The organism is Agathobaculum sp. (genome assembly GCF_034098985.1).
Lineage (GTDB): Bacteria > Bacillota > Clostridia > Oscillospirales > Butyricicoccaceae > Agathobaculum.
This window is the reverse complement of the sequence record NZ_JAXEOA010000011.1, coordinates 116774-141863: the sequence shown is the minus strand read 5'-3', so window position 1 is coordinate 141863 and position 25090 is coordinate 116774. Positions and strand designations below refer to the sequence as shown.

The 25090-nt window shown below is 56.6% G+C and carries 29 protein-coding genes and 1 pseudogene; 5 read left to right on the top strand and 25 right to left on the bottom strand.

Going from position 1 to position 25090, the window contains the following annotated elements; all coding sequences use genetic code 11:
- Nucleotides 1-367 precede the first annotated feature (367 nt).
- On the top strand, nucleotides 368-1282 hold the full coding sequence (gene metA / locus SO058_RS02865; protein ID WP_320841488.1) for a homoserine O-acetyltransferase MetA: 915 nt from the start codon (nucleotides 368-370) through the stop codon (nucleotides 1280-1282).
- 36 nt (nucleotides 1283-1318) lie between these two features.
- Here metA and SO058_RS02860 read toward each other — a convergent pair whose 3' ends face one another.
- The 19 genes from SO058_RS02860 to glyA form a co-directional block, all read right to left on the bottom strand.
- Complete coding sequence (locus SO058_RS02860) at nucleotides 1319-1957, bottom strand: redox-sensing transcriptional repressor Rex (RefSeq protein ID WP_320841487.1); 639 nt, start codon at nucleotides 1955-1957, stop codon at nucleotides 1319-1321.
- A gap of 35 nt (nucleotides 1958-1992) precedes the next feature.
- Nucleotides 1993-3150 (bottom strand): isocitrate/isopropylmalate family dehydrogenase, encoded by a 1158-nt coding sequence (locus SO058_RS02855; RefSeq protein ID WP_320841486.1) that lies wholly within the window; start codon nucleotides 3148-3150, stop codon nucleotides 1993-1995.
- A gap of 100 nt (nucleotides 3151-3250) precedes the next feature.
- On the bottom strand, nucleotides 3251-5173 hold the full coding sequence (locus SO058_RS02850) for an aconitate hydratase (protein ID WP_320841485.1): 1923 nt from the start codon (nucleotides 5171-5173) through the stop codon (nucleotides 3251-3253).
- A gap of 207 nt (nucleotides 5174-5380) precedes the next feature.
- Complete coding sequence (gene tsaD, locus SO058_RS02845; protein ID WP_320841484.1) at nucleotides 5381-6406, bottom strand: tRNA (adenosine(37)-N6)-threonylcarbamoyltransferase complex transferase subunit TsaD; 1026 nt, start codon at nucleotides 6404-6406, stop codon at nucleotides 5381-5383.
- A gap of 19 nt (nucleotides 6407-6425) precedes the next feature.
- Entirely contained in the window at nucleotides 6426-6626 is a 201-nt protein-coding gene (locus SO058_RS02840; RefSeq protein ID WP_320841483.1) for a hypothetical protein, read from the bottom strand.
- Nucleotides 6627-6638: 12 nt separating this feature from the next.
- Nucleotides 6639-7100, bottom strand: a complete 462-nt coding sequence (locus SO058_RS02835; protein WP_320841482.1) for a GNAT family N-acetyltransferase — start codon at nucleotides 7098-7100, stop codon at nucleotides 6639-6641.
- Entirely contained in the window at nucleotides 7100-7549 is a 450-nt protein-coding gene (gene rimI / locus SO058_RS02830; protein WP_320841481.1) for a ribosomal protein S18-alanine N-acetyltransferase, read from the bottom strand. The genes SO058_RS02835 and rimI overlap by 1 nt, the downstream gene beginning before the upstream one ends.
- Nucleotides 7546-7986 carry a low molecular weight protein arginine phosphatase gene (locus SO058_RS02825; protein WP_320841480.1) on the bottom strand — a complete coding sequence of 147 codons (441 nt, stop codon included), beginning with the start codon at nucleotides 7984-7986 and terminating at the stop codon, nucleotides 7546-7548. Before SO058_RS02825 ends, rimI begins: the two co-directional genes overlap by 4 nt.
- A gap of 13 nt (nucleotides 7987-7999) precedes the next feature.
- Nucleotides 8000-10633, bottom strand: coding sequence for a DNA polymerase I (gene polA, locus SO058_RS02820; protein WP_320841479.1), 2634 nt, complete (start codon nucleotides 10631-10633; stop codon nucleotides 8000-8002).
- 130 nt (nucleotides 10634-10763) lie between these two features.
- Nucleotides 10764-11522: a sporulation transcription factor Spo0A gene (gene spo0A, locus SO058_RS02815; protein ID WP_320841478.1), complete on the bottom strand. Its 759-nt coding sequence runs from the start codon at nucleotides 11520-11522 to the stop codon at nucleotides 10764-10766.
- 156 nt (nucleotides 11523-11678) lie between these two features.
- Entirely contained in the window at nucleotides 11679-12686 is a 1008-nt protein-coding gene (gene spoIVB / locus SO058_RS02810) for a SpoIVB peptidase (RefSeq protein ID WP_320841477.1), read from the bottom strand.
- A 189-nt stretch (nucleotides 12687-12875) separates the two neighbouring features.
- Nucleotides 12876-13580, bottom strand: a complete 705-nt coding sequence (locus SO058_RS02805) for an MIP family channel protein (protein ID WP_320841476.1) — start codon at nucleotides 13578-13580, stop codon at nucleotides 12876-12878.
- A 167-nt stretch (nucleotides 13581-13747) separates the two neighbouring features.
- Nucleotides 13748-14404, bottom strand: a complete 657-nt coding sequence (locus tag SO058_RS02800) for an ECF transporter S component (protein WP_320841475.1) — start codon at nucleotides 14402-14404, stop codon at nucleotides 13748-13750.
- Between the two features lie 67 nt (nucleotides 14405-14471).
- Nucleotides 14472-15242, bottom strand: coding sequence for a type III pantothenate kinase (locus tag SO058_RS02795; RefSeq protein ID WP_320841474.1), 771 nt, complete (start codon nucleotides 15240-15242; stop codon nucleotides 14472-14474).
- A 68-nt stretch (nucleotides 15243-15310) separates the two neighbouring features.
- On the bottom strand, nucleotides 15311-15673 hold the full coding sequence (locus SO058_RS02790) for a putative ABC transporter permease (protein WP_320841473.1): 363 nt from the start codon (nucleotides 15671-15673) through the stop codon (nucleotides 15311-15313).
- 40 nt (nucleotides 15674-15713) lie between these two features.
- Nucleotides 15714-16166, bottom strand: coding sequence for a nucleoside 2-deoxyribosyltransferase (locus SO058_RS02785; protein ID WP_320841472.1), 453 nt, complete (start codon nucleotides 16164-16166; stop codon nucleotides 15714-15716).
- Nucleotides 16167-16199: 33 nt separating this feature from the next.
- A complete protein-coding gene (locus SO058_RS02780) occupies nucleotides 16200-16493 on the bottom strand; it encodes a hypothetical protein (RefSeq protein WP_320841471.1) in 294 nt (97 codons plus the stop codon).
- 86 nt (nucleotides 16494-16579) lie between these two features.
- Nucleotides 16580-17911, bottom strand: coding sequence for a glucose-6-phosphate isomerase (locus tag SO058_RS02775; protein ID WP_320841470.1), 1332 nt, complete (start codon nucleotides 17909-17911; stop codon nucleotides 16580-16582).
- Nucleotides 17912-18122: 211 nt separating this feature from the next.
- A complete protein-coding gene (gene glyA / locus SO058_RS02770; RefSeq protein WP_320841469.1) occupies nucleotides 18123-19364 on the bottom strand; it encodes a serine hydroxymethyltransferase in 1242 nt (413 codons plus the stop codon).
- Nucleotides 19365-19580: 216 nt separating this feature from the next.
- Here glyA and nth point away from each other — a divergent pair, with 216 nt between their 5' ends.
- Nucleotides 19581-20219, top strand: coding sequence for an endonuclease III (gene nth / locus SO058_RS02765; RefSeq protein WP_320841468.1), 639 nt, complete (start codon nucleotides 19581-19583; stop codon nucleotides 20217-20219).
- Between the two features lie 36 nt (nucleotides 20220-20255).
- Here the strand turns inward: nth and SO058_RS02760 are convergent.
- The 3 genes and pseudogenes from SO058_RS02760 to SO058_RS02750 form a co-directional block, all read right to left on the bottom strand.
- Nucleotides 20256-20666 (bottom strand): annotated as a pseudogene (locus tag SO058_RS02760) (methyltransferase domain-containing protein); the annotation flags it as partial.
- Nucleotides 20667-20691: 25 nt separating this feature from the next.
- Nucleotides 20692-21519 (bottom strand): type III pantothenate kinase, encoded by an 828-nt coding sequence (locus tag SO058_RS02755; protein ID WP_320841466.1) that lies wholly within the window; start codon nucleotides 21517-21519, stop codon nucleotides 20692-20694.
- Nucleotides 21520-21542: 23 nt separating this feature from the next.
- Nucleotides 21543-22052, bottom strand: coding sequence for a metallophosphoesterase family protein (locus SO058_RS02750; RefSeq protein ID WP_320841465.1), 510 nt, complete (start codon nucleotides 22050-22052; stop codon nucleotides 21543-21545).
- 133 nt (nucleotides 22053-22185) lie between these two features.
- Here SO058_RS02750 and SO058_RS02745 point away from each other — a divergent pair, with 133 nt between their 5' ends.
- From SO058_RS02745 to SO058_RS02735, 3 genes are read left to right on the top strand one after another with little or no spacing between them, the layout of a single operon-like run.
- Nucleotides 22186-22458 (top strand): hypothetical protein, encoded by a 273-nt coding sequence (locus SO058_RS02745; protein WP_320841464.1) that lies wholly within the window; start codon nucleotides 22186-22188, stop codon nucleotides 22456-22458.
- Between the two features lie 14 nt (nucleotides 22459-22472).
- The gene (locus tag SO058_RS02740) at nucleotides 22473-22877 is read left to right on the top strand and encodes a hypothetical protein (protein ID WP_320841463.1); all 405 of its coding nucleotides are present in this window, start codon (nucleotides 22473-22475) and stop codon (nucleotides 22875-22877) included.
- 18 nt (nucleotides 22878-22895) lie between these two features.
- Nucleotides 22896-23198 carry a hypothetical protein gene (locus tag SO058_RS02735; RefSeq protein ID WP_320841462.1) on the top strand — a complete coding sequence of 101 codons (303 nt, stop codon included), beginning with the start codon at nucleotides 22896-22898 and terminating at the stop codon, nucleotides 23196-23198.
- Here SO058_RS02735 and SO058_RS02730 read toward each other — a convergent pair.
- The 3 genes from SO058_RS02730 to hpf all read right to left on the bottom strand — a co-directional run bounded on the left by SO058_RS02730 (nucleotide 23187) and on the right by hpf (nucleotide 24999).
- Complete coding sequence (locus tag SO058_RS02730; protein WP_320841461.1) at nucleotides 23187-23531, bottom strand: TfoX/Sxy family protein; 345 nt, start codon at nucleotides 23529-23531, stop codon at nucleotides 23187-23189. The two genes, SO058_RS02735 and SO058_RS02730, sit on opposite strands and share 12 nt — an antisense overlap.
- Nucleotides 23532-23536: 5 nt before the next feature.
- A complete protein-coding gene (gene rsmA, locus SO058_RS02725; protein WP_320841460.1) occupies nucleotides 23537-24400 on the bottom strand; it encodes a 16S rRNA (adenine(1518)-N(6)/adenine(1519)-N(6))-dimethyltransferase RsmA in 864 nt (287 codons plus the stop codon).
- Nucleotides 24401-24471: 71 nt separating this feature from the next.
- Nucleotides 24472-24999 carry a ribosome hibernation-promoting factor, HPF/YfiA family gene (gene hpf, locus SO058_RS02720; protein WP_320841459.1) on the bottom strand — a complete coding sequence of 176 codons (528 nt, stop codon included), beginning with the start codon at nucleotides 24997-24999 and terminating at the stop codon, nucleotides 24472-24474.
- Nucleotides 25000-25090: the final 91 nt, after the last annotated feature.

Here is a 25090-nt window from a genome sequence, read left to right as displayed (position 1 = left end):
CGGTTTGTTTTTTGTGGGGTTCCGACTCCCACACGATTTACTTGAGTTTTATCTCAAATAAGAATTTTCAGGTTCACACGCGACACTCATTTCTGAGCGTCTAGCTTTTTCGTTGTTTAATTTACAAGGTGCAATTACTGCCGAAACCGCGTTTGTTCCACACCATTCGGTGTTTCTCTCGCTCGGTGACAGCTTATTTAGTATATCGCGGGTCAAGCGTTTTGTCAACAGGTTTTTAACGTTTTTTTCAAAAAAATTTGGTGTTTGCCTTTTCTGTCTTTTTTGAGGCATTTAACCTTGTGAAATCGCCTCTTTTCTGCTATAATGCTCCCTGTTATAAAATAGATAATGATAAGGAGGTGTCGGCTTGCCCATTAAAATAGCCGACAGCTTGCCGGCGCGTGCGATTCTGGAGAGCGAAAACATCTTTGTAATGACCGAGCACCGTGCGCTAACGCAGGATATCCGCCCGCTCCGCATCGCGCTGCTCAATCTGATGCCGCTCAAAATTGTTACAGAAACGCAGATTCTGCGCTGCCTGTCCAATACGCCGCTGCAGATCGAGGTCGACCTGATCCAAACGAGCACATACCAGTCTAAAAATACGCCTGAAGATCACCTGCTCACTTTTTATAAAACATTTGCAGATATCAGGGAACAGAAATATGACGGCTTCATTATCACGGGCGCACCCATCGAAAATATGCCGTTTGAGGCGGTCGACTACTGGGAGGAACTGACCGAGATCATGGACTGGACGAAAACGCATGTCCATTCCACACTCCATATCTGCTGGGGTGCGCAGGCCGGCCTATACCATCATTATGGCATTCCCAAGTATCCGCTACCACAGAAAATGTCCGGTGTGTTCAAGCACCATGTGCTGTATCCCAAGGAACCGCTCATGCGCGGCTTTGACAACGAATTTTGGGCACCGCACTCGCGCCATACCGAGGTGCGAGCCGAGGATATTCGCCAGGACGACCGTCTGCGCCTACTGGCAAAATCCAGCGAAGCCGGTGTTTATATCGTGGAGGCGCTCAACGGGCGGCAGATTTTTGTGTTCGGCCATTCGGAATACGATGTGGATACACTCAGACTAGAATACGAGCGCGACCTCGCAAAGGGGATGCAGCCGCAGGTGCCGCGCCACTATTTCCGCAACAACGATCCCTCTAACGAAATCGAGGTCACCTGGAAATCTCATGCTTACCTGTTCTACACTAATTGGCTCAATTACTATGTTTACCAGACAACGCCCTACTCCCTCGACAAGATATAAAAAGAAGCTGTTGCAGCAAACTGCAACAGCTTCTTTTTATTCTTCCCGCTGCTCCACCAGGTGGCACAACGTCATCAGGCTGTCAGATAGGTGCACGTTTTCCACCGGCACCCCCAGCCCTTCTAAATGCAAATCCGCGCCCGTGAAATTCCACAAACCCTTGATGCCATGGTCGACCAGATCGCGCGCCACACCGGGCGCATAGTCGCGTGGCAACGTCAGCACCGCCACGTCGGGCTTGCGGCGGGACACATACTCAAACAGCCCCGCACTATCCCGCACCTCATGGCCACCAAATTTCTTGCCGACCAGCTCCGTTCCCGCATCGAACGCGCATAGCAGACGGAAACCGCTCGACGCAAAATCAAAGTTGTTGAGCAGCGCGCGGCCTAAATTGCCTGCGCCGATCAAAATAGCCGTTCGCCCGGCCTGCAGGCCAAGGATCGCGCCCAATTCCTCGAGCAGCTTATCGACATTATAGCCATAGCCCTGCTGGCCAAAGCCGCCAAAACAGTTAAAATCCTGCCGGATCTGCGAAGCCGTCAGCCCCATGCGTTCGGCCAGCGCGCGGGACGAGATCCGCTGCACGCCTTCGGTCTTAAGGTCGCAGATGTTTCGATAATAGCGCGGCATACGCTGGATTACCGCTTTTGAAACCTCTTGTTTGCGTTCCATTGGTAATCCTCCCTCTCTTCGGTAAAAAATCCGGCTTACAGCTTGGCGATGGTCTCCAGCACATAATCGGTGAACTGCTGCGCGGTCGCGCCGGTATCGCGTCCGTTGACCGTATATTTCTTCTCTTCCACCATGCAAATATCCAGCGCGCGGTCGAGTTTGTTCGCCAACTCGATCTCGCCGATGTGCTCGAGCAGCATGACCGACGCGCGCAGCACCGAGGACGGGTCGGCATACTTTGCGCGGCCCTCCTGCACCATTCGCGGCGCGGAGCCATGAATGGCCTCGAACATCGCATAGCGCTTGCCGATGTTGGCCGAGCCAGCCGTACCCACGCCGCCCTGGATTTCGGCTGCCTCGTCTGTGATGATATCGCCGTACAAGTTTGGCAGCACGACCACCTTAAAATCGCGGCGGCGCTTGTCGTCCAGCAGCTTTGCAGTCATGATATCGATGTACCAATCATCAAACACCACATCCGGATATTCCGCGGCGACCTTCTGGCAGGTATCGAGGAACTTGCCGTCGGTCGTTTTGATGATATTCGCCTTGGTCACACAGGACACGCGGTTTTTGCCGGTCTTGGCGGCATACTCGAACGCGAGGCGCGCAATTCGCTCACATCCCTGCGCGGTGGCGACGGTAAAATCGATAAACAGGTCGTCGTCGATCTGCACGCCCTGCGAGCCGACAGCGTAACCGCCCTCGGTGTTCTCGCGGTAGAACGTCCAGTCAATGCCCAGTTCTGGCACCTTGACCGGACGGACGTTGGCAAACAGGTCGAGCGCCTTTCGCATCGCGACGTTGGCGGATTCGACATTCGGCCACGGGTCGCCCTTGCGCGGGGTCGTGGTCGGCCCCTTGAGGATGACGTGGCACTTTTTCAGTTCTTCCAGCGTATCGGGCGGGATCGCGCAGCCGAGCTCGGCGCGGCGTTCGATAGTCAGCCCGTCAATCGTGCGAAACTCCACCTTGCCCGCTTTCACCTTATCGGCCAACAACGTTTCCAGCGCGTGCTGGGCCATGCCGATGATCATCGGGCCAATGCCGTCGCCGCCGCACACGCCGATGATCAGCTTATCCAGCTTCTTGTAGTCAATAAAATCATCCTGTGCTTTCATATCGGCGATGCGCTTCCTCTGGCTCTCCACAATCGCCTCGAATTTATCCATAACAGACTTGTCGATAGACATATGCCGTCCTCCTGCAATTGATATAATTTTAACAACGAATTTGCATTCTGTCAAGAAAGCAGTCAGAGAGGATATCCCATTCCCCTCTGACTGTTCTGCGTTACTTCGCGTTCTGCTTGGCAAAATTGAGCGTACCGCCCGCAAGAAGCGCGCCGCGCTGACGGTCGGACACGTCGCAGTCGGCCTTAAAGGTTCTGCCGCCGCAAACGACAGTCACCTGGCTGCCGTTTTCAATTTCCTCGCGCACGTGCGGCAGGGAAATTTCATCAAGCAGCGAAACAGCGTCATAATCGGACGGGTCGGCAAAGGTCAGCGGCAGGATGCCGGAGTTGACCAGATTCGCTTTATGGATGCGGGCAAATGACTTGCACAGTACGGCCTTGACGCCGAGATACAGCGGCACGAGCGCCGCGTGCTCGCGCGAGGAGCCCTGTCCGTAATTCGCTCCTCCGACGATCACACCGCCGCCCTGCTCTTTGCAGCGAGACGGGAATTCGGGATCGACGTTGACAAAGCAATAGTTGGAATAGTGCGGCACATTCGAGCGGTATGGCAGCAGCTTCGCGCCGGCAGGCAGGATATGATCGGTCGTGATATTATCCTCCGTTTTAAGGACGACCTTGCCGCTGTACGATGCTTCCAGCGCCTCCCCCAGCGGGAACGGCTTTATATTCGGACCGCGCACGACCTCGACCTCGGCCGGGTTCTCCGCAGGCTTTACGATCAGATTGTCGTTGATATCGAACTTCTCTGGCATTTTAATCTCAGGCATTCCGCCGAGCGTGCGCGGGTCGGTCAGCACGCCGGCGAGTGCGGAAGCAGCCGCGACCTCGGGCGAAACCAGATAGATCTGCGCGTCCTGTGTGCCGGAGCGGCCCTCAAAGTTGCGGTTGAACGTGCGGAGAGATACGCCGCCCGACTCGGGGCTTTGACCCATGCCGATGCAAGGGCCGCAGGCGCATTCCAGAATTCGCGCGCCGGCAGCGATGATGTCGGACAGCGCGCCGTTCTTAGCGAGCATATCGAGCACCTGCTTGGAGCCGGGGCTGATAGTCAGCGACACGTCGGGATGAACGGTTTTCCCCTTTAAAATGGCGGCGACTTTCATCATATCGTAATAGGACGAGTTGGTGCATGAGCCAATGCAGCACTGGTTGACCTTGATCGGCCCGATCTCGGTCACTTTCTGCACGTTATCGGGCATATGGGGCTTTGCCGCCTGCGGCTCGAGCATGTTTAGATCGACCGTGTATTCCTCGTCATACTGCGCGTCCGGATCCGAGGACAGCGGAACCCATACGTCGCCGCGTCCCTGCGCTTCAAGAAACGCCTTCGTCACTTCGTCGGACGGGAAGATCGAGGTGGTCGCTCCCAGCTCCGCACCCATGTTGGTGATGGTCGCGCGCTCAGGCACGGACAGAGTCTTCACGCCGTCTCCCACGTACTCGACAATTTTACCCACGCCGCCCTTGACGGTCATCTGGCGCAGCACATCAAGGATGATGTCCTTGGCGGACACCCACGGGCGCAGCTTGCCGTTTAAATAAACCTTGACCATTTTGGGACAGGGGATATAATACGCGCCGCCGCCCATGGCGACCGCAACGTCCAGACCGCCCGCGCCGAACGCCAGCATGCCGATGCCTCCGCCGGTCGGCGTATGGCTGTCCGAGCCAATGAGCGTTTTTCCCGGCGCGCCAAAGCGCTCCAAATGCACCTGATGGCAGATGCCGTTGCCTGCCTTAGAATAGTAAATCCCGTGCTTCTTCGCGACCGAACCGATATATTTGTGGTCGTCCGCATTTTCGAAGCCGGATTGCAGGGTATTGTGGTCGATATAGGCGACCGACCGCTCGGTCTTGACCTGATCGACGTCCATGGCCTCAAATTGGAGGTACGCCATGGTACCGGTCGCGTCCTGCGTCAGCGTCTGGTCGATCTTGAGGCCGATCTCCTGCCCCACAACCATTTCGCCATCCACCAGGTGCGCGGCCAGGATCTTTTGCGCAATTGTCATACCCATTGTGTTTCCTACACTCCTTCAAAAAACCACGGCGCTCAGCAAAGCGCCGCTCCCACCCTAAACAGGATGGGAAAGTTGCGGCTTCCACAGCCTTCTCCACAGCGGCAATACCGCCGTGCCCAGTAAAAACAAACAGAAGCGCTCTCTTTTTACAAGAAAGCACTTCTATTTTACCGCATATTTCGATATTTGAAAAGGGCTTTTCCCCTATCGCTTTTCACAAATATTCTCGCTGATGCCCGCGGTAGCAAAAGCATTTTGCGCGGTTTGGCCTATATGTCCTGCCAGATATTCGTAATACGCCTGACTTCCGATCATGGCCGCATTGTCGCCGCAGAGCGAAAGCGGCGGCAGATACAGCTTCGCATCCATGCGCTTTGCCATATCCTGCAAAGCCGCGCGCAAAAAAGAGTTCGCCGCTACGCCACCCGCGCAGACGACATGCTTCATCCCCGTCTCTCGTACCGCCAGCTCGAGCCGTGGTACCAGCGTCTGCACGACCGCATCGCAAAATGTGGCCGCGAGCGATTCCCGGTCAAGCGCTTCGCCTTTCTGCTGCGCGTTATGCGCCAAATTGATGACCGCCGTCTTGAGGCCGGAAAAAGAAAAGTCGAGCGGCGCATCTTTTATATGCGAATTTGGCAGCGTATAGCGTGTTTTATCGCCGCACTGCGCCAGCTTATCGATCTTAGGCCCGCCCGGATAGCCGACGCCCAGCACGCGCGCGACCTTATCGAACGCCTCACCGGCCGCGTCGTCCCGTGTGCCGCCCAATATTTCAAAATCGGTATAATCGCGCACCAGCACGATCTGGCTGTGCCCGCCGGACGCGATGAGCGTCAGAAACGGCGGCGCAAGTTCCGGATAGGTCAGATAGACCGCCGCGATGTGTCCGCGAATATGGTGCACCGGAACAAACGGCTTTTGCAGCGAAAACGCAAGCGCCTTACCGAAATTTGCACCGACCAGCAGCGCGCCGATCAGCCCGGGCGCGCAGGTCGCGGCGACTGCGTCAAGCGCCCGCTTGTCCAGTCGCGCGTCGGCAAGCGCTTTTTCCGTCACCCGCACGACGGCCTCCATATGCCGCCGTGACGCGATCTCGGGCACCACGCCGCCGTACAGCGCATGCGTTTCGATCTGCGTGTCGATCACGCTTGAGAGCACCTTCCGGCCATTCTCGACGACTGCGGCGGCTGTTTCATCGCAGGACGATTCAATTGCAAGTATCTTCATTTCGTTTATCCCCCAACCTTTACGAAAGCAGGCGGAACGCGGCCCACGCCGCCGCGGCCGCAGGCAGCGAGACTGCGAAAAACAGGCTGACCGAAAGCCTGTTTTTCACAGCCGTCATATCGCCGCCTGTGCGGGCCAGCATCAGCATGTCGCAAAGGCCATGGCAAAACGCAGACGCTGCGAGCGCCGTACCTGCGATCAATATTGTCAATACAATCATGCTGTCCTCCGCTTAGTTTACCGCCCCGTTTAAAAACTTTTCCATGCAGGCGCAGATTTCGTCTCCGACAAAATCACCGTAGTTCGGCACGATGCGGTATCCTTGCTTTTCATAAAACGAGAGGGCGTCCGGCATATCCGAACCTGTTTCCAGCACAGCCCGATGGCATCCGCTCGACGCGGCATGCTGTTCGAGCGCGGCAATGACTGCGCCCGCCACGCCTTGCCGCCGGAACGCCGGACGGACATACATCCGTTTTATCTCCGCTGTGACCGGGTCAAACGCGCGCCAGCAGCCACATCCCGCCGGGCTTCCATCTATGTATGCCACGACTGCGCAGGCCATGCCCGAAAGCTGATGGTACTGACTGTACTGCTCTGCTACACGTCCCCAATTTGAATGAAAATAAATGTCCAGTTCGGCGACCAGAGCGAGCAGGTCCTCGTTTTCCACATCGACAAATTTAAGTTCCATCAGTCTGTCTCCTTCAAATAACAGGTCATCAGCAGCGCGTCCTCGGCGGGATTCCGGTAGAATCCTTTACGCGTGCCGACCACGCGGAAGCCCGCTCCCTTGTAGAGCGCAATAGCGGGCGCGTTCGAGGCGCGCGCTTCCAACGTCACGAACGACAGGCGCATATCCTGCGCACGCGAAAGCAGTGCGCTGACCAATGCCCGTCCGATCCCCTGCCTGCGAAACGCGGGCGAGACCGCAACGTTGGTGACATACCCCTCGTCAAGCACGGTCTGGCAGCCGACATACCCCGCGACCTCCCCATCCTGCTCGGCGGCAAGGAAAATCCCCCGGCCGAGTTCGTCACGCAGCGCGTCTTCGCTCCAAGGCGCGGCAAAGCACGCCCGCTCGACGTGCGCGAGCGCAGGCAGATGGCAGTCTTCCACGGGGACAATCTGCAGCCCGCTCATGCTTTCTGCGCTCCCAGCCGCTCGATCACTGTTGCGATCCCTTGGTCAATCTGTGCGGCGGCACGGCGGTAAGTTTCCAAATCGCCGCCGAACGGGTCGGCAACGTCCTCGGGCAGCAGCATAAAGAGTTTCTCTTCGCTGTCCGGATACTGCGCGCGCACGACGTCATAGTGAGCGCCTGTCATACAGACCAGATATCTCGCGTTTTGCGCCAGTTCCACGTTCAGCATCCGGGAATGGTGCCCTGAAATATCCGCGCCGAGCTCCGCCGCGGCTTTTACTGCATTCTCCGACGCGGGCAGGCCGTCCTGCGTGAACAGGCCGGCCGAGGCGGCAAAAAGCCCGGTTTTTTCCTCCCCGCCGCGCGCGCGGAACAGCCCCTCCGCCATCGGGCTGCGGCAGGTATTCCCCGTGCACAAAAAAATGATTTCGTTCATTCGCGTCACCCTGTTACTTTGTGTCATACCAGCTGTGGCCTGCTTTCGCTTCAGCGACCAGCGGCGCATCCATCTGGAACGCGCCCTCCATTTCCTCGGTCAGCAGCTGTATCGCGTAGTCCTGCTCTGTTTTCGGCGCTTCAAGTATCAATTCATCGTGTACTTGTAAAATCAGGCGGCTTTGCAGGTTCTCGCGCTCCAGCCGGTCGCGCACGCGCACCATAGCAATTTTAATAATATCCGCAGCCGTTCCCTGGATCGGCGTGTTCATCGCAACACGTTCCCCAAACGAACGGATATTGTAATTCTTGCTTTTCAGTTCCGGCAGCGCGCGGCGGCGGCCAAACAGCGTTTCCACATAGCCCTTTTCTTTAGCGCTCTCCTTGATGCCGTCCATATACCGGTGGACGCCTGGATAAGTCGCCAGATAGGAGCGGATGAACTCGCCCGCTTCCTTTCGCGACACGCCGATATCCTGCGCAAGCGAAAAATCCGAAATACCGTACACGATGCCAAAATTGACCGCCTTGCAGGACGAGCGCATCTGCGGCGTCACATCTTCGATCGGCACATGATACACCTTGCTCGCGGTCGCCGCATGGATGTCTTGTCCGTTCCGAAACGCTTCGATCATGGCTTCATCCTGCGAAATGTGCGCCAGAACGCGCAGCTCGATCTGGGAATAATCGGCGTCGATCAGCACATGGTCGGCGTCGCGCGCGACAAACATACGGCGCAGCTCCCTGCCCAACTCGGTGCGCACCGGGATATTCTGTAAATTAGGGTCGGTGGAGGACAGCCGGCCGGTCGCGGTCACGGTCTGCTGGAAATGGGAATGGATGCGTCCGTCACGCGGGCTGATGACTTTCAGCAAGCCGTCGACATACGTGCTCTTCAGCTTTGACAGCGTGCGGTACTCCAAAATACGCGGCACGATCGGGTGTTTGTCCGCAATGCCCTCCAGCACCTCGACGTTGGTTGAATACCCGGTCTTTGTTTTCTTCTGCGCGGGCAGCCCCAGCTTTTCAAACAGCAATTCGCCCAATTGCTTGGGGCTGTTTATGTTGATCGGACCGCCTGCGTCCTCATAAATTTCATGAATCAGCTCGCCGATGCGTTTATCGAGCGTTTCTCCAAAAAGCCGGAGCTGGTCGGGCGCGACCGCACAGCCCAGCACCTGCATTTCCGCCAGCACCTGCATAAGTGGAAGCTCGATTTCAAAATAGAGCTTGTGCATGCCAAGATCTTCGATTTTGGCCGACGCTTCTCGGTAAATGGCCCGGACCGCGTTTGCGTGAGCAGCCATTGCTTTTGTTTCCGCCTCATGCCCGCCCAAAAGCGATAGCGGCTGATCTCCTGCCAAATCGAACGGCGGCAGTTCCATGTTCAAATACGCCAGCGCAACACGGGGCAGATCATAGCCTGATTGGGTCGGATCAAGAAGGTATGCCGCGATGCAGGTATCAAAGCCGACTCCCTTAACGTCAAATCCTTTCTCAAGCAATGTGATCATGGCGGGTTTTGCGTCATGCAGTATCAATGTCAGCGAGCCGTCAAACATCCGGCGGACGACCGTGTCCCAGTCCTCCGGCGAAAACGAATCCGCAAACAGCGTGCAGGCGGTATCATCCGTCAGCAGGCACACGGCATCCAGCGCATCCGACACGACGGAAAACACCTCGTCCGCACTGGAAAGCTGATCGAGCAGCGCGAACGCTTCCGCCGCAGACGCAAACTCCCGCGCCTCGACCGCCGGCAGCGTGGGGGCTGCCTGTTCTCCCGAAAGGCCAAGCTTTTTAATGAAATTTTTAAATTCCAGCCGGGTCAGCAGCGCATAAAGCGATTGCTCGTCCAAAAATTCCTCGGGCAGGCTGCCCACGTCCAACTCGAGCGGTGCTTCGCGGTCAATCGTCGCCAGCCAAAAGCTGTCCCGCGCGGACTGCTCGCCTGCTTTCAGCTTTTCCCGCACGCCTTTTTTGATTTTTTCATCCTCAAGATGCTCGTATACGCCGTCCAGCGTGCCGAAATCATGCAAAAGCTGCATGGCGGTTTTTTCGCCCACGCCGGGCACGCCCGGAATATTGTCCGACGAATCGCCCATCAGCGCTTTCAGGTCGATCAGACGAATCGGATCGAAACCGTATTTTTCGCGGAACTTTTCGTTATCATAGGTCTCATAGGTGGTCTGTCCCATTTTGGTCGTCACCAAGCGCACGGTCGTTCCGCCGCCGATCAGCTGCAGGCTGTCCCTATCGCCTGTGACAACGACGCAGGCATCTCCATGCTCGTCCGTTTTGCGGCTGATTGTGCCGATGAGATCGTCGGCCTCATAGCCTGCCAGTTCGACGCGCACCAGCCCCATTGCGTCCAACACCTCTTTGAGCACCGGAAGCTGCGCAGCCAATTCGTCCGGCATGCCTTTTCGGGTAGCCTTATAAGAATCGAATTTTTCATGGCGGAAAGTCTTTTCGCGCACGTCAAAACACACGACCGTCCGGTCCGGCTTTTCGTCCTCCTGCAATTTAAACAGCGTAGCCAAAAAACCGTAGATTGCGTTTGTCGGCAGTCCCTCGTGGTTGGAAAGCTGCCGGATGCCGTAAAACGCCCGGTTTAAAATACTGTTGCCGTCTATTACCATAATCTTCATGCGGCGGTTCCTCATCATTTCGAAAATTTTTCTTAAACTATAGTATACACTGTTTACCTGCCGATTTCCAGACAACTTTGCCCATGCGCATAAAAAAGCGGACGGCGCTTCCGCACCGTCCGACTTATTTTTAGGAACCAAACCGCATCTGCAAACGCAGACGATCCGCAATCATGGAAATAAACTCCGAATTGGTGGGCTTCCCCTTGACGCCCGATACCGTATAGCCAAAATAGCTTTGGAGCGTCTCCAGATCCCCGCGGTCCCATGCGACTTCAATGGCATGCCGAATCGCACGTTCCACACGGGACGAAGTGGTCTTGAACTTTTTCGCGATCGACGGATACAGAATCTTTGTGATCGCTCCAACTGCCTCCATGTCCTCGACCGCCATCATGATGGCTTCACGCAGATACTGATACCCTTTGATATGCGCGGGAACGCCGACCTGGTGGATAACGTCTGTCACACGAACCTCGAGTGCGCGGGATTCCTCGGCGGATGCCGCCTTGAGCTGACCCTTGCGCCACATGCGCACCCGATCCAAAACAGCCTCGGGCTCCATTGGCTTGCGCAGCAGCAGATCGACACCGAGCGCCATGCAGTCCGCACTTACCTGCGGACTCATAAAGGCCGAGAGAACGCATACGGAAACCGGCTGTTTCTGGTCATGCAGCTTATTTAAAACCATCACGCCGTCCATCACCGGCAGCACCAGATCGATGAGGAGCAAATCAGGTTTCAGTTCATTCACCGCGCTGACCGCTTTGCTGCCGTCCTCCGCGATCCCAACCAGTTCCATGTCAACCGCGCCCGCGATGCATTCCGCCAGACGCGCGCAAAATTCGCCGTCGTTATCTGCTAATAATACTCGAAGTTTCTGTTCCATGATGTCAAACCAACCTTCTTCTAGATTATTCTCTTTTTTTCTTGGTATTAATTTACCATATCTTACCAATAATTGCAAGTCCTTTGTCAAAAAAATCCATATTTTCACAGTTCTTTTTCCGACAGAGACCGCGCTTTCTCCTGTTTTTCCGCGGTTTTAGTTTGTCATTTCATCAATCATCCGGCCGATGTTGATGGCGTAGCCACAGGTAGGATCGTTTACCAGCACGTGTGTTACCGCGCCAATCAGCTTGCCATTTTGCAGCACCGGGCTGCCCGACATGCCCTGCACAATGCCGCCTGTTTTTTCAAGCAGCTCCGGGTCGGTGACGCGCAGCATCATGCCACGGCCATACTCATCGTTCTCCGGATAAATCTTGACCACCTGCACAGCATAATGCTGAACGGTATCCCCCTCAACATTCGCTAGGATCTCCGCGTCACCAACCTTGATTTCACTGGCCTGCGCGACTGGTACGCTTTCTAAAGAATCATATAACGATGTGTCGGTCAGCGTACCGAAGATACCGCTCTCGGTGTTTTCATTGACGGAACCAAGCGAGCTTTCCCCCTGGAATTCACCCTGCAGTGCGCCCGGCTCACCAATCTTGCCCTTTTGCACCGCACCGACTACAGAATACAGCAGGCTGCCTTCCTTTAGTGGAAGCAGCACACCGGTCTCGCTTTCGCAAATACCATGGCCGAGCGAGCCGTATGCGCCGGTCTCCGGATCAACATAGGTCAGCGTGCCAATGCCTGCCATACTGTCACGCGCCAGCACGCCGATTCGATAAACGCCGTTTTCGTCTGCTTTCGGCGTAGCCGTTATCGTCTGTTCTCCTCCATCACGCTCCACGACGAGCGCGACGGGCTGTCCCCCCGATAAAGCGATTTGCTTTTGCAGCGCATCGTTTGAGTCGATCGCCGTACCGTTGACTGAAATGATCAGGTCTCCTTCGCTCAGTCCAGCGTCACGGGCGGGACATACGGGGCCATCCGGGGTCTGCACTTCATTGAACCGGACGACCAGCACGCCGTCCGCGCTCATTTTGATACCGACAGTGTGTCCAATTGGGATCAGCGACGTTATCTCCGCCGCTTGGGCACTGAACAACATTGTCAATGTCAAAATTAGGGAAATCGCGATTCTTTTTGTTGCCCTCACTTCATCACCTCCACGTTTACTATGCCACGCAAACAGCTTTTGCGGACTGTGAACCTTTGCTATTCCCATGAACTTTTAGCGAAAACGCCCCCACTTTGGCAAAACATATTTCGCCAAACGAGAAAAGCGGCGCTTTCCACCGGAATCCCGGAAGAAAGCACCGCTTTTTCTGATTTTTACTTGTTTTTATTATGCTTCGCTTTTGTCAGGCGAGGAGATCACCTTATAAAACAGCCCGGCAAGCGCCGCGCCGACCAGCGGGGCGACAATAAATACCCAAACCTGCTTGATCGAACCGTCTGCGCACAGCAACGCGGGCCCGAAAGAGCGCGCCGGATTGACCGATGTGCCAGTGAAAGGGATGCCAAGAATGTGTACCAGCGTCAGCGTAAGCCCGATAACCAAGCCGGCAACCGAACTGTTCTCGACCTTGCTCGTTACGCCCAACACGGCGAGAACGAACACAAAGGTCAGTACAATCTCAACGATCAGCGCCTGTCCCACACCAATTCCCAACGCGCTTGCGGCACCGTATCCGTTAGTGCCCAGCGCCGCATTGCTGCCCAGCATGACGATCAGCACCGCCGCGCCCGCAATGCCGCCCAAGAACTGTGCGGCCAGATAGCGCGCGAATTCCTTGACCTCCATACGTCCAGCGACCAGCATACCGAGCGAAACCGCCGGGTTGATATGGCAGCCGGACACGTTGCCGATCGAATAAGCCATCGCCACAATGACTAGACCGAACGCGAATGCGATCAGCAGCGTGGAAAACGCCAGCGGGCCGTTTCCCTGCCCGATGTTGGTGAGCAGCGTGTTTGCCGCCACCGCGCTGCCGCAGCCAAAGATGACCAGCACCGCCGTGCCGACGAATTCCGCAATCAATTTTTTCATAATTATCCCCCTCTGATTTTGCCAAGGACGAAACAGTGCACGTCCAATTTCTGATAACTTTAGTATAAAACTGCCATCGTGGAAAATCAACCATATTCGGCTAAGCAGACGCCATTTTCGCACATGCGGTAAAAAGAGGGCTGCGCTTGCGCAGCCCTCTAGTTTATTTACTTTTGCGCCGGCGCCTCGACGGGCTTCGCGGTCGGAACCGCTACCCGTGCACGAAAAAACGACGCCACAGCCTTGGTGATCACACCGCCCGCTGCGCAGCAGACGACCGCCTCGATCAGCCCCTGCACGCCGACCAACAGCACGACGAACATAAGCGGGTTGGCCGCGCCGTTGGTAGCGACGAGGTTTTGAATGAAATCGCACTGATAAAACACGAGCACGATATATCCCATAAAGAACAGCGTATTGAGCAGCGGCGCGGACAGCGCGCCGAGAAAGTAGCTCCAGCCGCCCTTTTTATCGAGCCTGCGCAGCCCCTGAAACAGCAGGCCGACACACCAGCCCATCAGCACGCGCATCACGACGCACAGCACGAACGTATGCACGGGGCTGACCTGAAACAGCGCGCCCGTCATGACTGACGCGCCCGTAATCGCATCCTTCATGCTGACCAAGCCGAACACGCCGCCCAATACCGCACCGGCCGCCGGACCGAGCAGCATGGCGCCGACTGCAATCGGCACAGTCAAAAACGACATGTAAAGCGGCCCTACCGGGACGCTTCCCAACCCCACCAGCTTCATGACGATCTCAATCGCCGCCAGCAGAGCAAGCTGCGCCAACAGACGCACATCCATCTTCTTTGTTTGCATATGTATTCCTCCTGCTCCCGTCCCGCCCTTTCGTCGGGTACAGGGCTAATTGGGCGTCTGCCGAATTTTAAGTGCGGTTTCTCTTCCAAATCAGGTGCAGGCCGTCGAGCAGCAGGCTTTCGTCGTGCTCGCAGGTAGCGCGCAGATAGGGCTGGATGAGCGCCGCCGCGTCGCCTGTAACGACGACGTGCGGCATTTGTCCCAGCGTTTCCGCATAGCGTTCGATCATACCGTCGACCATTGCCGCCGCGCCCACGACCACGCCGACACGCATCGCGTCCGCAGTGTTCCGTGCCAGCAGGCCGTCGTCCCGTGCGTCAAGCGATACCATAGGCAGCTGCGCCGCCTGCCCGCGCAAGGCGGCCAGACTGAGCTGCACGCCCGCGGTGATCGCCGAACCGACGAGCGCGCCCTCGCCGTCCAGCACGGTGAAAGTGGTCGCCGTGCCAAGCGAAACGACCACACAGGGAAGTTTCCCTTTCGCACGCGCCGCGACCGCGCAGGCCACACGGTCGCTCCCGACCTGCCGCGGCTGCTCGGAACGGATGTTCAAACCGGTTTTCAGGCCGCTGCCTACTTCGAGCACGTCGGTTACGCCGAGCAATAAAAGCGCCTGTTCGAGCACGGGCGTCATCCCGGGCACAACCGAGCTGATGACCGCGCCGCTGATCTGTTGTTCTTCCACACCATACAAGGAAAAAATCTGCCGCAGCGTGCAGGCATAGGAATCCCCAGTCTGCTTGGGATCGGCGGCGATAGAAGCGGCAAAAACCCGCGCGTCTTCCTCATAGCCTCCCAAACGGACGTGGCTGTTGCCTGCGTTTACTGCAATCAGCATGATATGGTTTCCTCTCTTTCGGCATTTGCCAAGGCCATTATACGGTATCCCGCCTCGCATTGCAAGCGCTATTTTCCGCCCTGCGGCAGCATGATGGGCGCGGCCAAAGCAAGCCAGAGCGCAGCATACTTCGGGCAGACCTGCCCTTTCACGTTGAACGGCTCGTCCGAATAATCCCAGACCGCCATGCGGTAACGCCGGTTGACCGTACAGCCGACAACAAATTCGGCGGTCGTGATAAGCGCCGCGCCCGCCGCGCAGCGGGACAGCGGCTTTGCATGGCGCACCTCGTTTTTCAGCTTATCCAATGCGACCAGCACCGCGCCGCCGGTCAGCGCCATCGTCCAATGGGTGTAGCCGCGCCACAGCACTTCAAGCGCGGCATATCCAGCCGCGCCGAACAAAAATAATCCCGCTGAGTTTTTTCTCATTTGCATCACCGGAATTTATTGTGCCTGAAAGCGCGGCGGTTTATGCCTGTTCTGCCGCACAGCGAGCAAGCGCCTGCGCAAAACCGCCCTCGACAACCGTAGCCGCGCTTGCCAGCATCAGATTGAGCGGCTTTCCAAAATTTTCGACTGCAAAACCGTATTGGTCGTTTTCGCCCAGCTTCTCCCGCATCGTACGCGCATCGGATAAATAGGCGTATACCGTTTTACCTCTTGCATACGCATAACCGACCTCAAAGCACGTGCCGCTGTCCGGCTCGTCCCCGCGGAACGGATTTAAATTGGCGATTACAATGTCGGCCTGGTCGATCAGGCCGCAGTTACCCTCGAAAATCCCGGAAGCGCTGTCCGCCTCGTTATCAAACGGATAGAGGCCGACAAAGCCGCGCTCCGCACACATCATTTTCATTTTTGCGCCGCGCTGTAAAGCGTCGGGTGCAAACACATCGAACCCTGCCAGATAAATTTTTTTCAATACAATATTCCCTTCCTTTTACGCGCCGTAAGTTCAATCATCGTCTTCATAATCGATCAAACCGCCGCAAATGCTACAAAACATGGAATGATAACTCCATGGCCATGGGATGCGGAATCCCATAAATTTCTTGCAGCGCGGACACCGCGCAAAGTGGTAAAACCGCACCATGCCAGACCCCGCCAGCACCAGCCCGACCAGCAGGAGCGCCAGCGTGATCCATCTGGCCCAAAGCTGCCTCGCCAACGCGCATGCCGCCAGCAGCAGCACCGCTCCCAGCAGGATACTGCCGACGATCTGTTTGCCCTGTTTTCTGGAAAGTTTCATGTTGCCCTCCTCGCTTTCCCCAGTATTGTACCACAAGTGCGGGCAAAGGAAAAGGGCGGGAATCTCCCGCCCTTGCACGCAGTTGCTTACAGCCGCGCTTCCAGTTCCTTTTTCCGTTCTTCAAAGCCCGGCTTACCGAGCAGCGCAAACATGTTTTTCTTATATGCCTCTACGCCCGGCTGGTTAAACGGATTAACGCCCAGCAGGTAACCCGAAATGCCGCAGGCCTTCTCAAAGAAATAAACAAGATAGCCGAAATGCCAAGCATCCGCCCGGTCGATCTCCAGCAGGATGTTGGGCGTGCCGCCGTCCATATGCGCGATCAGCGTGCCTTGATATGCCTTGGAGTTGACGAATTGCACACTCTTGCCGGCTAAATAATTCAGCCCGTCAATATCGGCCTCCGCCTCTTCAATCAGGCTTTCCGCGCGCGGCTCCTTGACCCAGACCACGGTTTCAAACAGGTTGCGCGCACCGTCCTGAATAAACTGGCCGATAGAATGCAGATCGGTCGAGAAGTTGGCCGAGGTGGCAAAGATACCCTTATGATCCTTGCCCTCGGATTCGTCAAACAATTGCTTGAACCACTCGCCCAGCATGACGAGCGCAGGCTCATAGTTGACCAAAATCTCCATACCCTTGCCCTTACGGTATAGGATATTGCGAAGCGCGGCATATCGGGCGCAGTCGTGGTCGGTGCCTGAGGCGTATGCGTCGTACGCCGCCTTGGCGCCCGCCATCACCGCGTCAATATCGACGCCCGCCGCCGCCATAGGCAGCAGACCAACCGCCGTCAGCACTGAAAACCGTCCACCCACGTCATCCGGCACGACAAAGGTCTCATATCCTTCGTCGTCCGCCAGCTTTTTCAGCGCGCCGCGAGCCTTGTCGGTCGTGGCAAAAATGCGGTCTTTCGCGCCCTGCTTGCCGTATTTCTCTTCAATCTTCTTCTTAAAAATGCGAAATGCAATCGCGGGTTCAGTCGTCGTTCCGGATTTGGAAATAACGTTGACGCAAAAATCGCGCTCACCAATGATTTGGACGATATCGTTCAAATAAGAGGAGGATATATTGTTGCCCACAAAATAGACCTCGGGAATGCCCGCGGGCCGGACGCCATTGTACATCTGGCCGCCCACGAATTCAACGGCCGCACGCGCACCCAGATAGGACCCGCCTATTCCAATGACCACAAGCACATCGCAGGACTGCTGGATCTTCTTGGCGGCTTTCTTGATCCGGTCAAACTCTTCGCGGTCATAGTTGTTCGGCAGCTCAACCCAACCCAGATAATCATTGCCCGCGCCCTTGCCGCTATGTAGCAGCTCCTGAGCAGCGGCCGTCATCGGCGCAAGGTTTTGAAGCTCGTCCCCTCCTACAAAGCCTTTGAGCCCGGTTAGTTTCAGTTCGATTGCCATGGTTATGTCCCCTTCCTGTTTATTGTCGTCCCTCTTCATCCAGTATACCATACAAGCTGAAAATCGCAAGATATTTGTTTAGTTCCTACAAATTCTCCCCAATTTCGACACATACATACAGCAACTTTTCATAAACCAACCTGATATACGCTCAGCTGACAAAAAGCAAAAAGCCGCCTTTCCTCTTACAGAAAGACGGCTTTTAAACTTATTAATAAATCGGGAAATTGGCGCAGATTTCAGTGACGTTGTGGCGAATCTCGTCGGCCTTATTCTCGAAGTCTGTCGCGGTCTGCCAGATAAACTCGGCAATGCGCAGCATTTCGGGCTCTCCAAAGCCGCGCGCGGTGACCGCAGGCGTGCCAATACGCTGGCCGGAGGTGACGAACGGACTTTCGGGATCGTTCGGGATGGCATTCTTGTTCGCGGTGATGTAGACCTCGTCCAGGCGGTGCTGCAATTCCTTGCCCGTCACGCCGGTCTTGCGCAGATCAACCAGCATCAGGTGGTTATCCGTGCCGCCCGAAACCAGATCGAAGCCCTGCTTGATGAGCGCGTCCGCCAGCACCTTGGCGTTGGTGACGACCTGCTTCTGATATGCCTTAAACTCGGGCTTGAGCGCTTCGCCGAAACAGACGGCCTTAGCCGCAATGACGTGCATCAGCGGGCCGCCCTGGGTGCCCGGGAAGATCGCCTTGTTGAATTTCTTGCCCAGCTCTTCGTTGTTCGACAGGATCACGCCGCCGCGTGGGCCGCGCAGGGTCTTGTGCGTTGTAGTCGTTACAACGTCGGCATACGGCAGCGGGTTCATGTGCAGGCCGGCAGCGACCAGGCCCGCGATATGCGCCATGTCAACGAACAGGTATGCGCCAACCTCGTGCGCGATCTCGGCAAACTTGGCAAAATCAATCGCGCGCGGATAAGCGGAGGCACCCGCAATGATCATTTTGGGCTGCTCTTTTTTGGCAAGTCCGCGCAGCGCATCGTAATCGATATAGCCGTTCGCATCGACGCCGTATGGCACAATATGGTACAAAAGGCCGGACTGGTTGACCGGTGAACCATGCGTCAGGTGGCCGCCGTTATCAAGGCTCATACCGAGCACGGTATCGCCCGGCTTAACCAGCGCCTGATACACCGCCATGTTGGCCTGCGCGCCCGAATGGGGCTGCACATTGGCATATTTCGCGCCAAACACCTCACAAACGCGTTTGATAGCGAGGAGCTCCACTTCGTCGACGCATTCGCAGCCGCCGTAGTAGCGCTTGCCCGGATACCCCTCGGCATACTTGTTGGTCAGAACCGAGCCCATCGCGGCCATGACCGCCTCGCTGACGATGTTTTCCGATGCGATTAGCTCGATATTGCGGGACTGGCGGTCGTATTCCGCCTGCATCATCTTGCCGAGTTCGGGATCGTAGGCTTTTACAAATTCCATTGCTTCGCGAACCATTTTGCAACCTCCATCAAACACATCAAATATCTGCACATTGCTTTAAACTAATTAAACCATAATTCATAGGGCTTTACTACCGTCAAACAGATAGATTTTAGAGCGCTTTCACACTTCTTTATGTTAAATTTGTTAAAAGCGGCCGCGCCGCTTGCATTTTCTGTCGATTATGATATGATGATGACAGAATATCGACAAATACGGGAGATGATAGATATGACCAGAAAGGAACGCGCCGCTGCGGTGACCACGCTTCTCAAAGAAGCCTATCCTGACGCTGTCTGCGCCCTACAATACACCCATGATTATGAACTGCTGTTCGCCACGCGGCTTTCCGCCCAGTGCACAGACGCGCGTGTAAACCTCGTGACCAAAGAGCTGTTTCAGACTTTTCCGACGCTTGAGAGCTTTGCAGAAGCGCCACTCGATGAGATCGAAGCGGGTATCAAGACCTGCGGCCTTTTTCATACCAAAGCGCGCGACCTCAAGGCCTGCGCCGTCATGCTGCTTGCCGACTTTGGCGGCAAGGTGCCGGACAATATGGAGGATCTGCTGAAGCTGCCCGGTATCGGCCGCAAAACGGCCAACTTGATTCTGGGCGACATTTACGGCCAGCCTGCCGTCGTCACCGACACACACTGCATCCGTCTGTCAAACCGGCTGGGATTTGTCAAAGACGAGAAAGACCCTCTGAAAGTTGAAACCGCGCTTCGCAAGCTGCTCGACCCCAAAGAGTCCTCAGATTTCTGCCACCGTTTAGTGCTGCACGGCCGCGAATGCTGCACCGCGAGAAGCCCCAAATGCCAAAACTGCCCGCTCGCGGCCGTGTGTCCCTCGTTCCCCATCGGGAAATAAGCAAACGAAAAGAGCCTGCACTATGCAGGCTCTTTTTTATTTTTTTGCGGAAAGAATGAGCATCATTGGACGGCGAAGCTCGTCCGCCATGCCGGGCACCGTGTCGATCAATTCCTGCGGGGGCTGCGGTTCCGTTAGCCCAGTCAGCGAAAAGCCATTTTGCAGCAGCGCGCCGATGTAGCTCGTCAGCGTCCGGTGATATTTGGTCACCTGCTCACCAAGAAATGTCGCGTCGCGCGCGCCCTCTTCAATATAGCGGTCGACCGGAAAATGCAGGATTTCCCCATCCGCCCCGGTATGCCACTGTTGAGGTCCCTGCGCGGTAAACACCGGATGTTCGCAAGAAAAAACGAATGTGCCTCCCGGCGTAAGCCAGCGGTATATCCGTCTGGCCATTTCGTCAAAGGAGGCGATGTAGTGAAACGCGAGCGAACTCATTACCACGTCGGTCGTATTGATTCTGCTTCAATGCTCAAGTCTCCTCGCTGACTTCTATCGGCTGTTCCCCGTTTCCAAGCTTTTGTCCCGGAAATGCCGATCGGTTCCGCTCATACAAAAGCTGCAGTCCGTCCAGCGTCAGATTTGGAGCGACTACGTCGATCAAGTCACAGTACTGTGCCATCATGCGCCCCATGCCGCCTGTTGCGACGACGCGCGCCTGCCCGCCAAGCTCCTGCTGGATATCGGTGATGATGCCGGTCAGCGCGCCGACATAGCCGCGCACCGCGCCCGACTGCATCGACTGCACGGTCGTTTTGCCGATTGCGTGCTCCGGCCGCTCGATATCGACGCGCGGCAGCTTGGAGGCTTTCAGGAACAGCGCTTCCATAGCGACCTTGATGCCCGGAAAAATTGCGCCGCCCTGATAGGCGCCGTTTGCATCGATTGCGTCAAATGTGGTCGCCGTGCCGATATCGACGATCACGAGCGGCTTTCCGTATTCCTCGACCGCGCTCACCGCATTGACCAACCGGTCGATACCAACTTCCCGCGGGTTGGAATAGCGGTTGGGCACGCCAATGTCGACATCGCGCCCAGCCATCAGCGGCTGCACACGCAAATATTTGCGGATCGCGTTGACTAGCGTATACATGACCTGCGGCACGACCGACGCGATCAGCACCGCACGCGTCTGCTCGGGATCCATTTTCAAAAACTGAAAATATTGGATGATCTGCATACCAAGCTCGTCCGAGGTGCGCTCGGCGTTGGTCGAAATACGGAACGCCCCCCGCAGCGTCTTCCCTTCATAAAGGCCGAATACCATATTGGTATTGCCCACGTCAATTGCCAAAAGCATGTCTGATTCCCTTTCATGTTGGTTTACAGCCGCTCCGCGCCGATTCGTTCCCCGTCCTCGTCCAGCAGCTCTAAAAGCCGCGCTTTATGGTCTTCGATGACGAGCCGAGCATAGCTCGCGGGGCCTCCGCGCGGCAGGCTGATGCTGCCTGGGTTACATACCCACACGCCGCCTTCCGACCGTTCAAGCAGTGCGCGATGCGTATGCCCATAAAACGCAACCGCACATTTTTCCTCCCGCGCCCGCCTTGCCACATGGCCTGGCGACAGCATCGAGACCCGCTCCTTGTGGCCGTGCGTCAGGTAAAGCGGCACGTTATCCGGCGTGACGACCGCATTGAGCGGCGCGTCCGAAGCATAATCATTATTGCCGCGCACCCGGTAGACCGGCAGCGCCGGATACGCCCGAGCCAGCTCGTCCGCGTCCTCCGCGTAATCGCCCAGATGGATGACCGAATCGGGCCGTTCCCGTTCGATGACATAAAACATCCCCGCGTTCCGCCCGTGAGAATCCGCGAAAACCACGATCTTCATGCGACTGCCACTCCTTTACCGTGTTACATGTCGTATTCTACACCGGCTGAACCAAGTTGTAAACCCGCGTTTTCACATTTCCCGCGGTCTCGCGCATATAATGCAGCATCAAGACTTGCGGAGGGATATGCCAATGCCCGATTTTAATGAGATCGCCCGACAGCTCGCCAACCAGGCCGGCGGCGACCAAACCATGGAAAAACTGCGCGCCGCGCTTTCCTCGCCCGACGGACAGAAAGCCGCCAAAATCATTTCATCCCAGAACGCCGATGCGCTCGAACGCGCGGCGCAGGCCGTCCAGCGCGGCGACATGGCTGAAGCCGCCCGGTTGGCCAACCAATTGATGCAGACCGGCGAGGGTGCGACGCTCGCCAACCAGATCCGCAGCATGCTATTCCCTAAATAAAGGAGGACTGTCCAATGGACAATGATATGCTTTCTTCGCTGTTTAACGACCCGGAGAAGCTGCAAAGCGCCATGAAAATGGCGTCCGATATGCTGGGCGGCGGCACGATGCCAAGCGCGGGAAGCAGTGCTCCGCCCGGGATGGGCGCCCCCTCCCCCAGCCGGGATTACGACCCGTCTCAGGAGTTGATGGAGCGCGCACTCCCCGTTATCAGCAGCATCGTGCAGAGCGGACAAACGGCGGTAGGGCCGGAAAAACGCGCGCTTTTGAATGCTGTCAAGCCCTTTGTCACCGACCAGGTCGCAGGGCACTTCGACCACGCGATGCGGCTAGTCAGCATGGCGCGGATGGCGCGCGCCGCGCTCGGCCAGGTCGGGCAAAAAAAAGACGCGCCGCCAGACGGCACGCAATCGCTTTAAGCAAGGGAGAGATTCTTCTTGTACAACCGCTATCTGGCTTCGTCAGCCGCAGCACCCCAACAGCAGCCCCCGGTACATACCAGCCCCCCTGCTGCCGAACCTGAACCTCCTCAGCAGCACGCGGGCGAGCAAACGCCGCCCGGTTCCGCGTCGGTCTTTTCCGGGATCCCGCGCCTGCTGACCGGACGGCTGCAAAACATTAAGCTGGACATGGATACGATCCTGGTGCTCGTCGTCGTATGGTTTTTGCTGTCCGACGGCGAGGATTTGGACTGGGATCTTCTGCTGATGATCGGGGCGCTGCTCATTTTAGGCATCTGAGCCTTGCTCAGATGCCTTTTTCCGTTTTCGCGGCTTTCGTGCGGGCAGCGCGCCGCAGGTTGCGCGGACAAGCCTGCCGAGAAATGTGCGGTCGTCCAGATTTTCAATATAAAAGTAGTGCGCGCCCTCGTGCGGCTCGATGACCACAGGTTCGCCCAGCAACTCCTTGCCTGCTTCAGTCATTTTCAGGCAGAGTTGGTCATCCTCGACGGTTGCAAAAAACTTACCGTCGCAGTAAAGGCCAAACTCACCGAACATGCGTTTAAACGTGATGGTCCCCGCCTCGGACAACTGGTCGCACACATACTGTACAAATTCCAGCGTAGATGCCATGGCTTTCACGCCCCCTTTTCACACACCGCATCGGCCAGCTTTGCGAAATCCGCGAGCGACAGGCGTTCGCCGCGCACGCGCACGTCCAGACCGACCGACTCGACCAGCGCCGTAATCTCCGCTTTCCCTATTCGACTGCCCAGCACCGGGCCGAGTGCATTGACCAGCGTTTTGCGGCGCATGTTGAACGCTGCGCGGACCAGAGCGAAAAACAGTTTTTCATCCCGGGTTTCGACGGGAGGCTTTGCAAGCGGCGTCAGCTGCAGCACAGCCGAATCCACTTTGGGCTGCGGCACAAAGCAGTCTGCGGGCACATCAAACAGGATCTCCGCAGCCGCGTGGTACTGCACATAGATGGAAAACGCCGAATAATCCGGTGTTCCCGGTTTGGCGCAGATGCGCCGCGCGACCTCACGCTGCACCATGACCGTAATGCGTGTGAATGCCCCGCTTTCCAGCAGCGCGGTGATAGCCGGCGTTGTGATATAATATGGCAGATTGGCGCACGCGGCAGCGGGCGCGTCTCCAAATTTTTCGCGGCACAGCGCTTTCAGGTCAAGCGCGAGCACATCGCCCTGCACGACCTCAATATTGTCAAATCCGGCAAGGGTCTCTTCCAGGACCGGCAGCAACGCGCGGTCCAGCTCGACCGCGACCACCTTGTCCGCCCGCCGGCACAGCTCAGCAGTCAGGCATCCCATGCCGGGGCCGACCTCAATAACGTTCCGCGTTTCCGCCGCACCGCTCGCCTCCGCGATGCCTGCAGGTACCGACGGGTCCGTTAAAAAATTCTGTCCGAGCGATTTGGAAAAATGAAAGCCGTGACGGCCCAGAATCGCCCGAATGTCATGTATATCGCAAAGTCCCATCTTGTCTTCTCCGTCTTCTCACAAAACAGGCCGGCAACGCACGTGCGCTGCCGGCCTGTCCGTTTTCCTATTTATTCTTCGCCTTCGATTAGGCCATATCCGCCCGAAGCGCGCTTGTACACAACGGCGTGCAGGTTGTCGTTGTCCGCGTTACGGAAGAAATAGAACTGATGGTCGAGCAGGTTCATCTGCAGCACAGCTTCGTCCACGCTCATCGGCTTTACGTCAAAGCGCTTGCGCCGCACGATATCGAAATCCTCCTCGGCAAGCGCAGCCTGCTGCTCAGCGGCCTTATCAAAGGCTCCCTCGCGCAACCGTTTCTCCAAGCGGGTCTTGTGCTTGCGAATCTGGCGTTCGATGCTGCTGATCGCGCCGTCCACCGAAGCGAACATGTCCGTCGTGGTTTCCTCGGCACGGATAACCAGACCGCTCTGGCGCACCGTAATTTCCACCGTCTGCCTACCGCGCAGCTCGCTGAAAGTCAGCGTCGCATCGGAATCCTGATGGAAATACCGATCGAGCTTTTCGACCTTGCGCAGCGCGTACTCCCGCAGATCATCTTCAATCTTCATTTTTCTCTCGACGATGGTGAACTTCATAACATCATCTCCTAACGGGCCGCGGGCCCTTGTTACTATATGGGGATTTGCTACCATTAGTATACCACGTCTTTATCTATATTGTCCAATA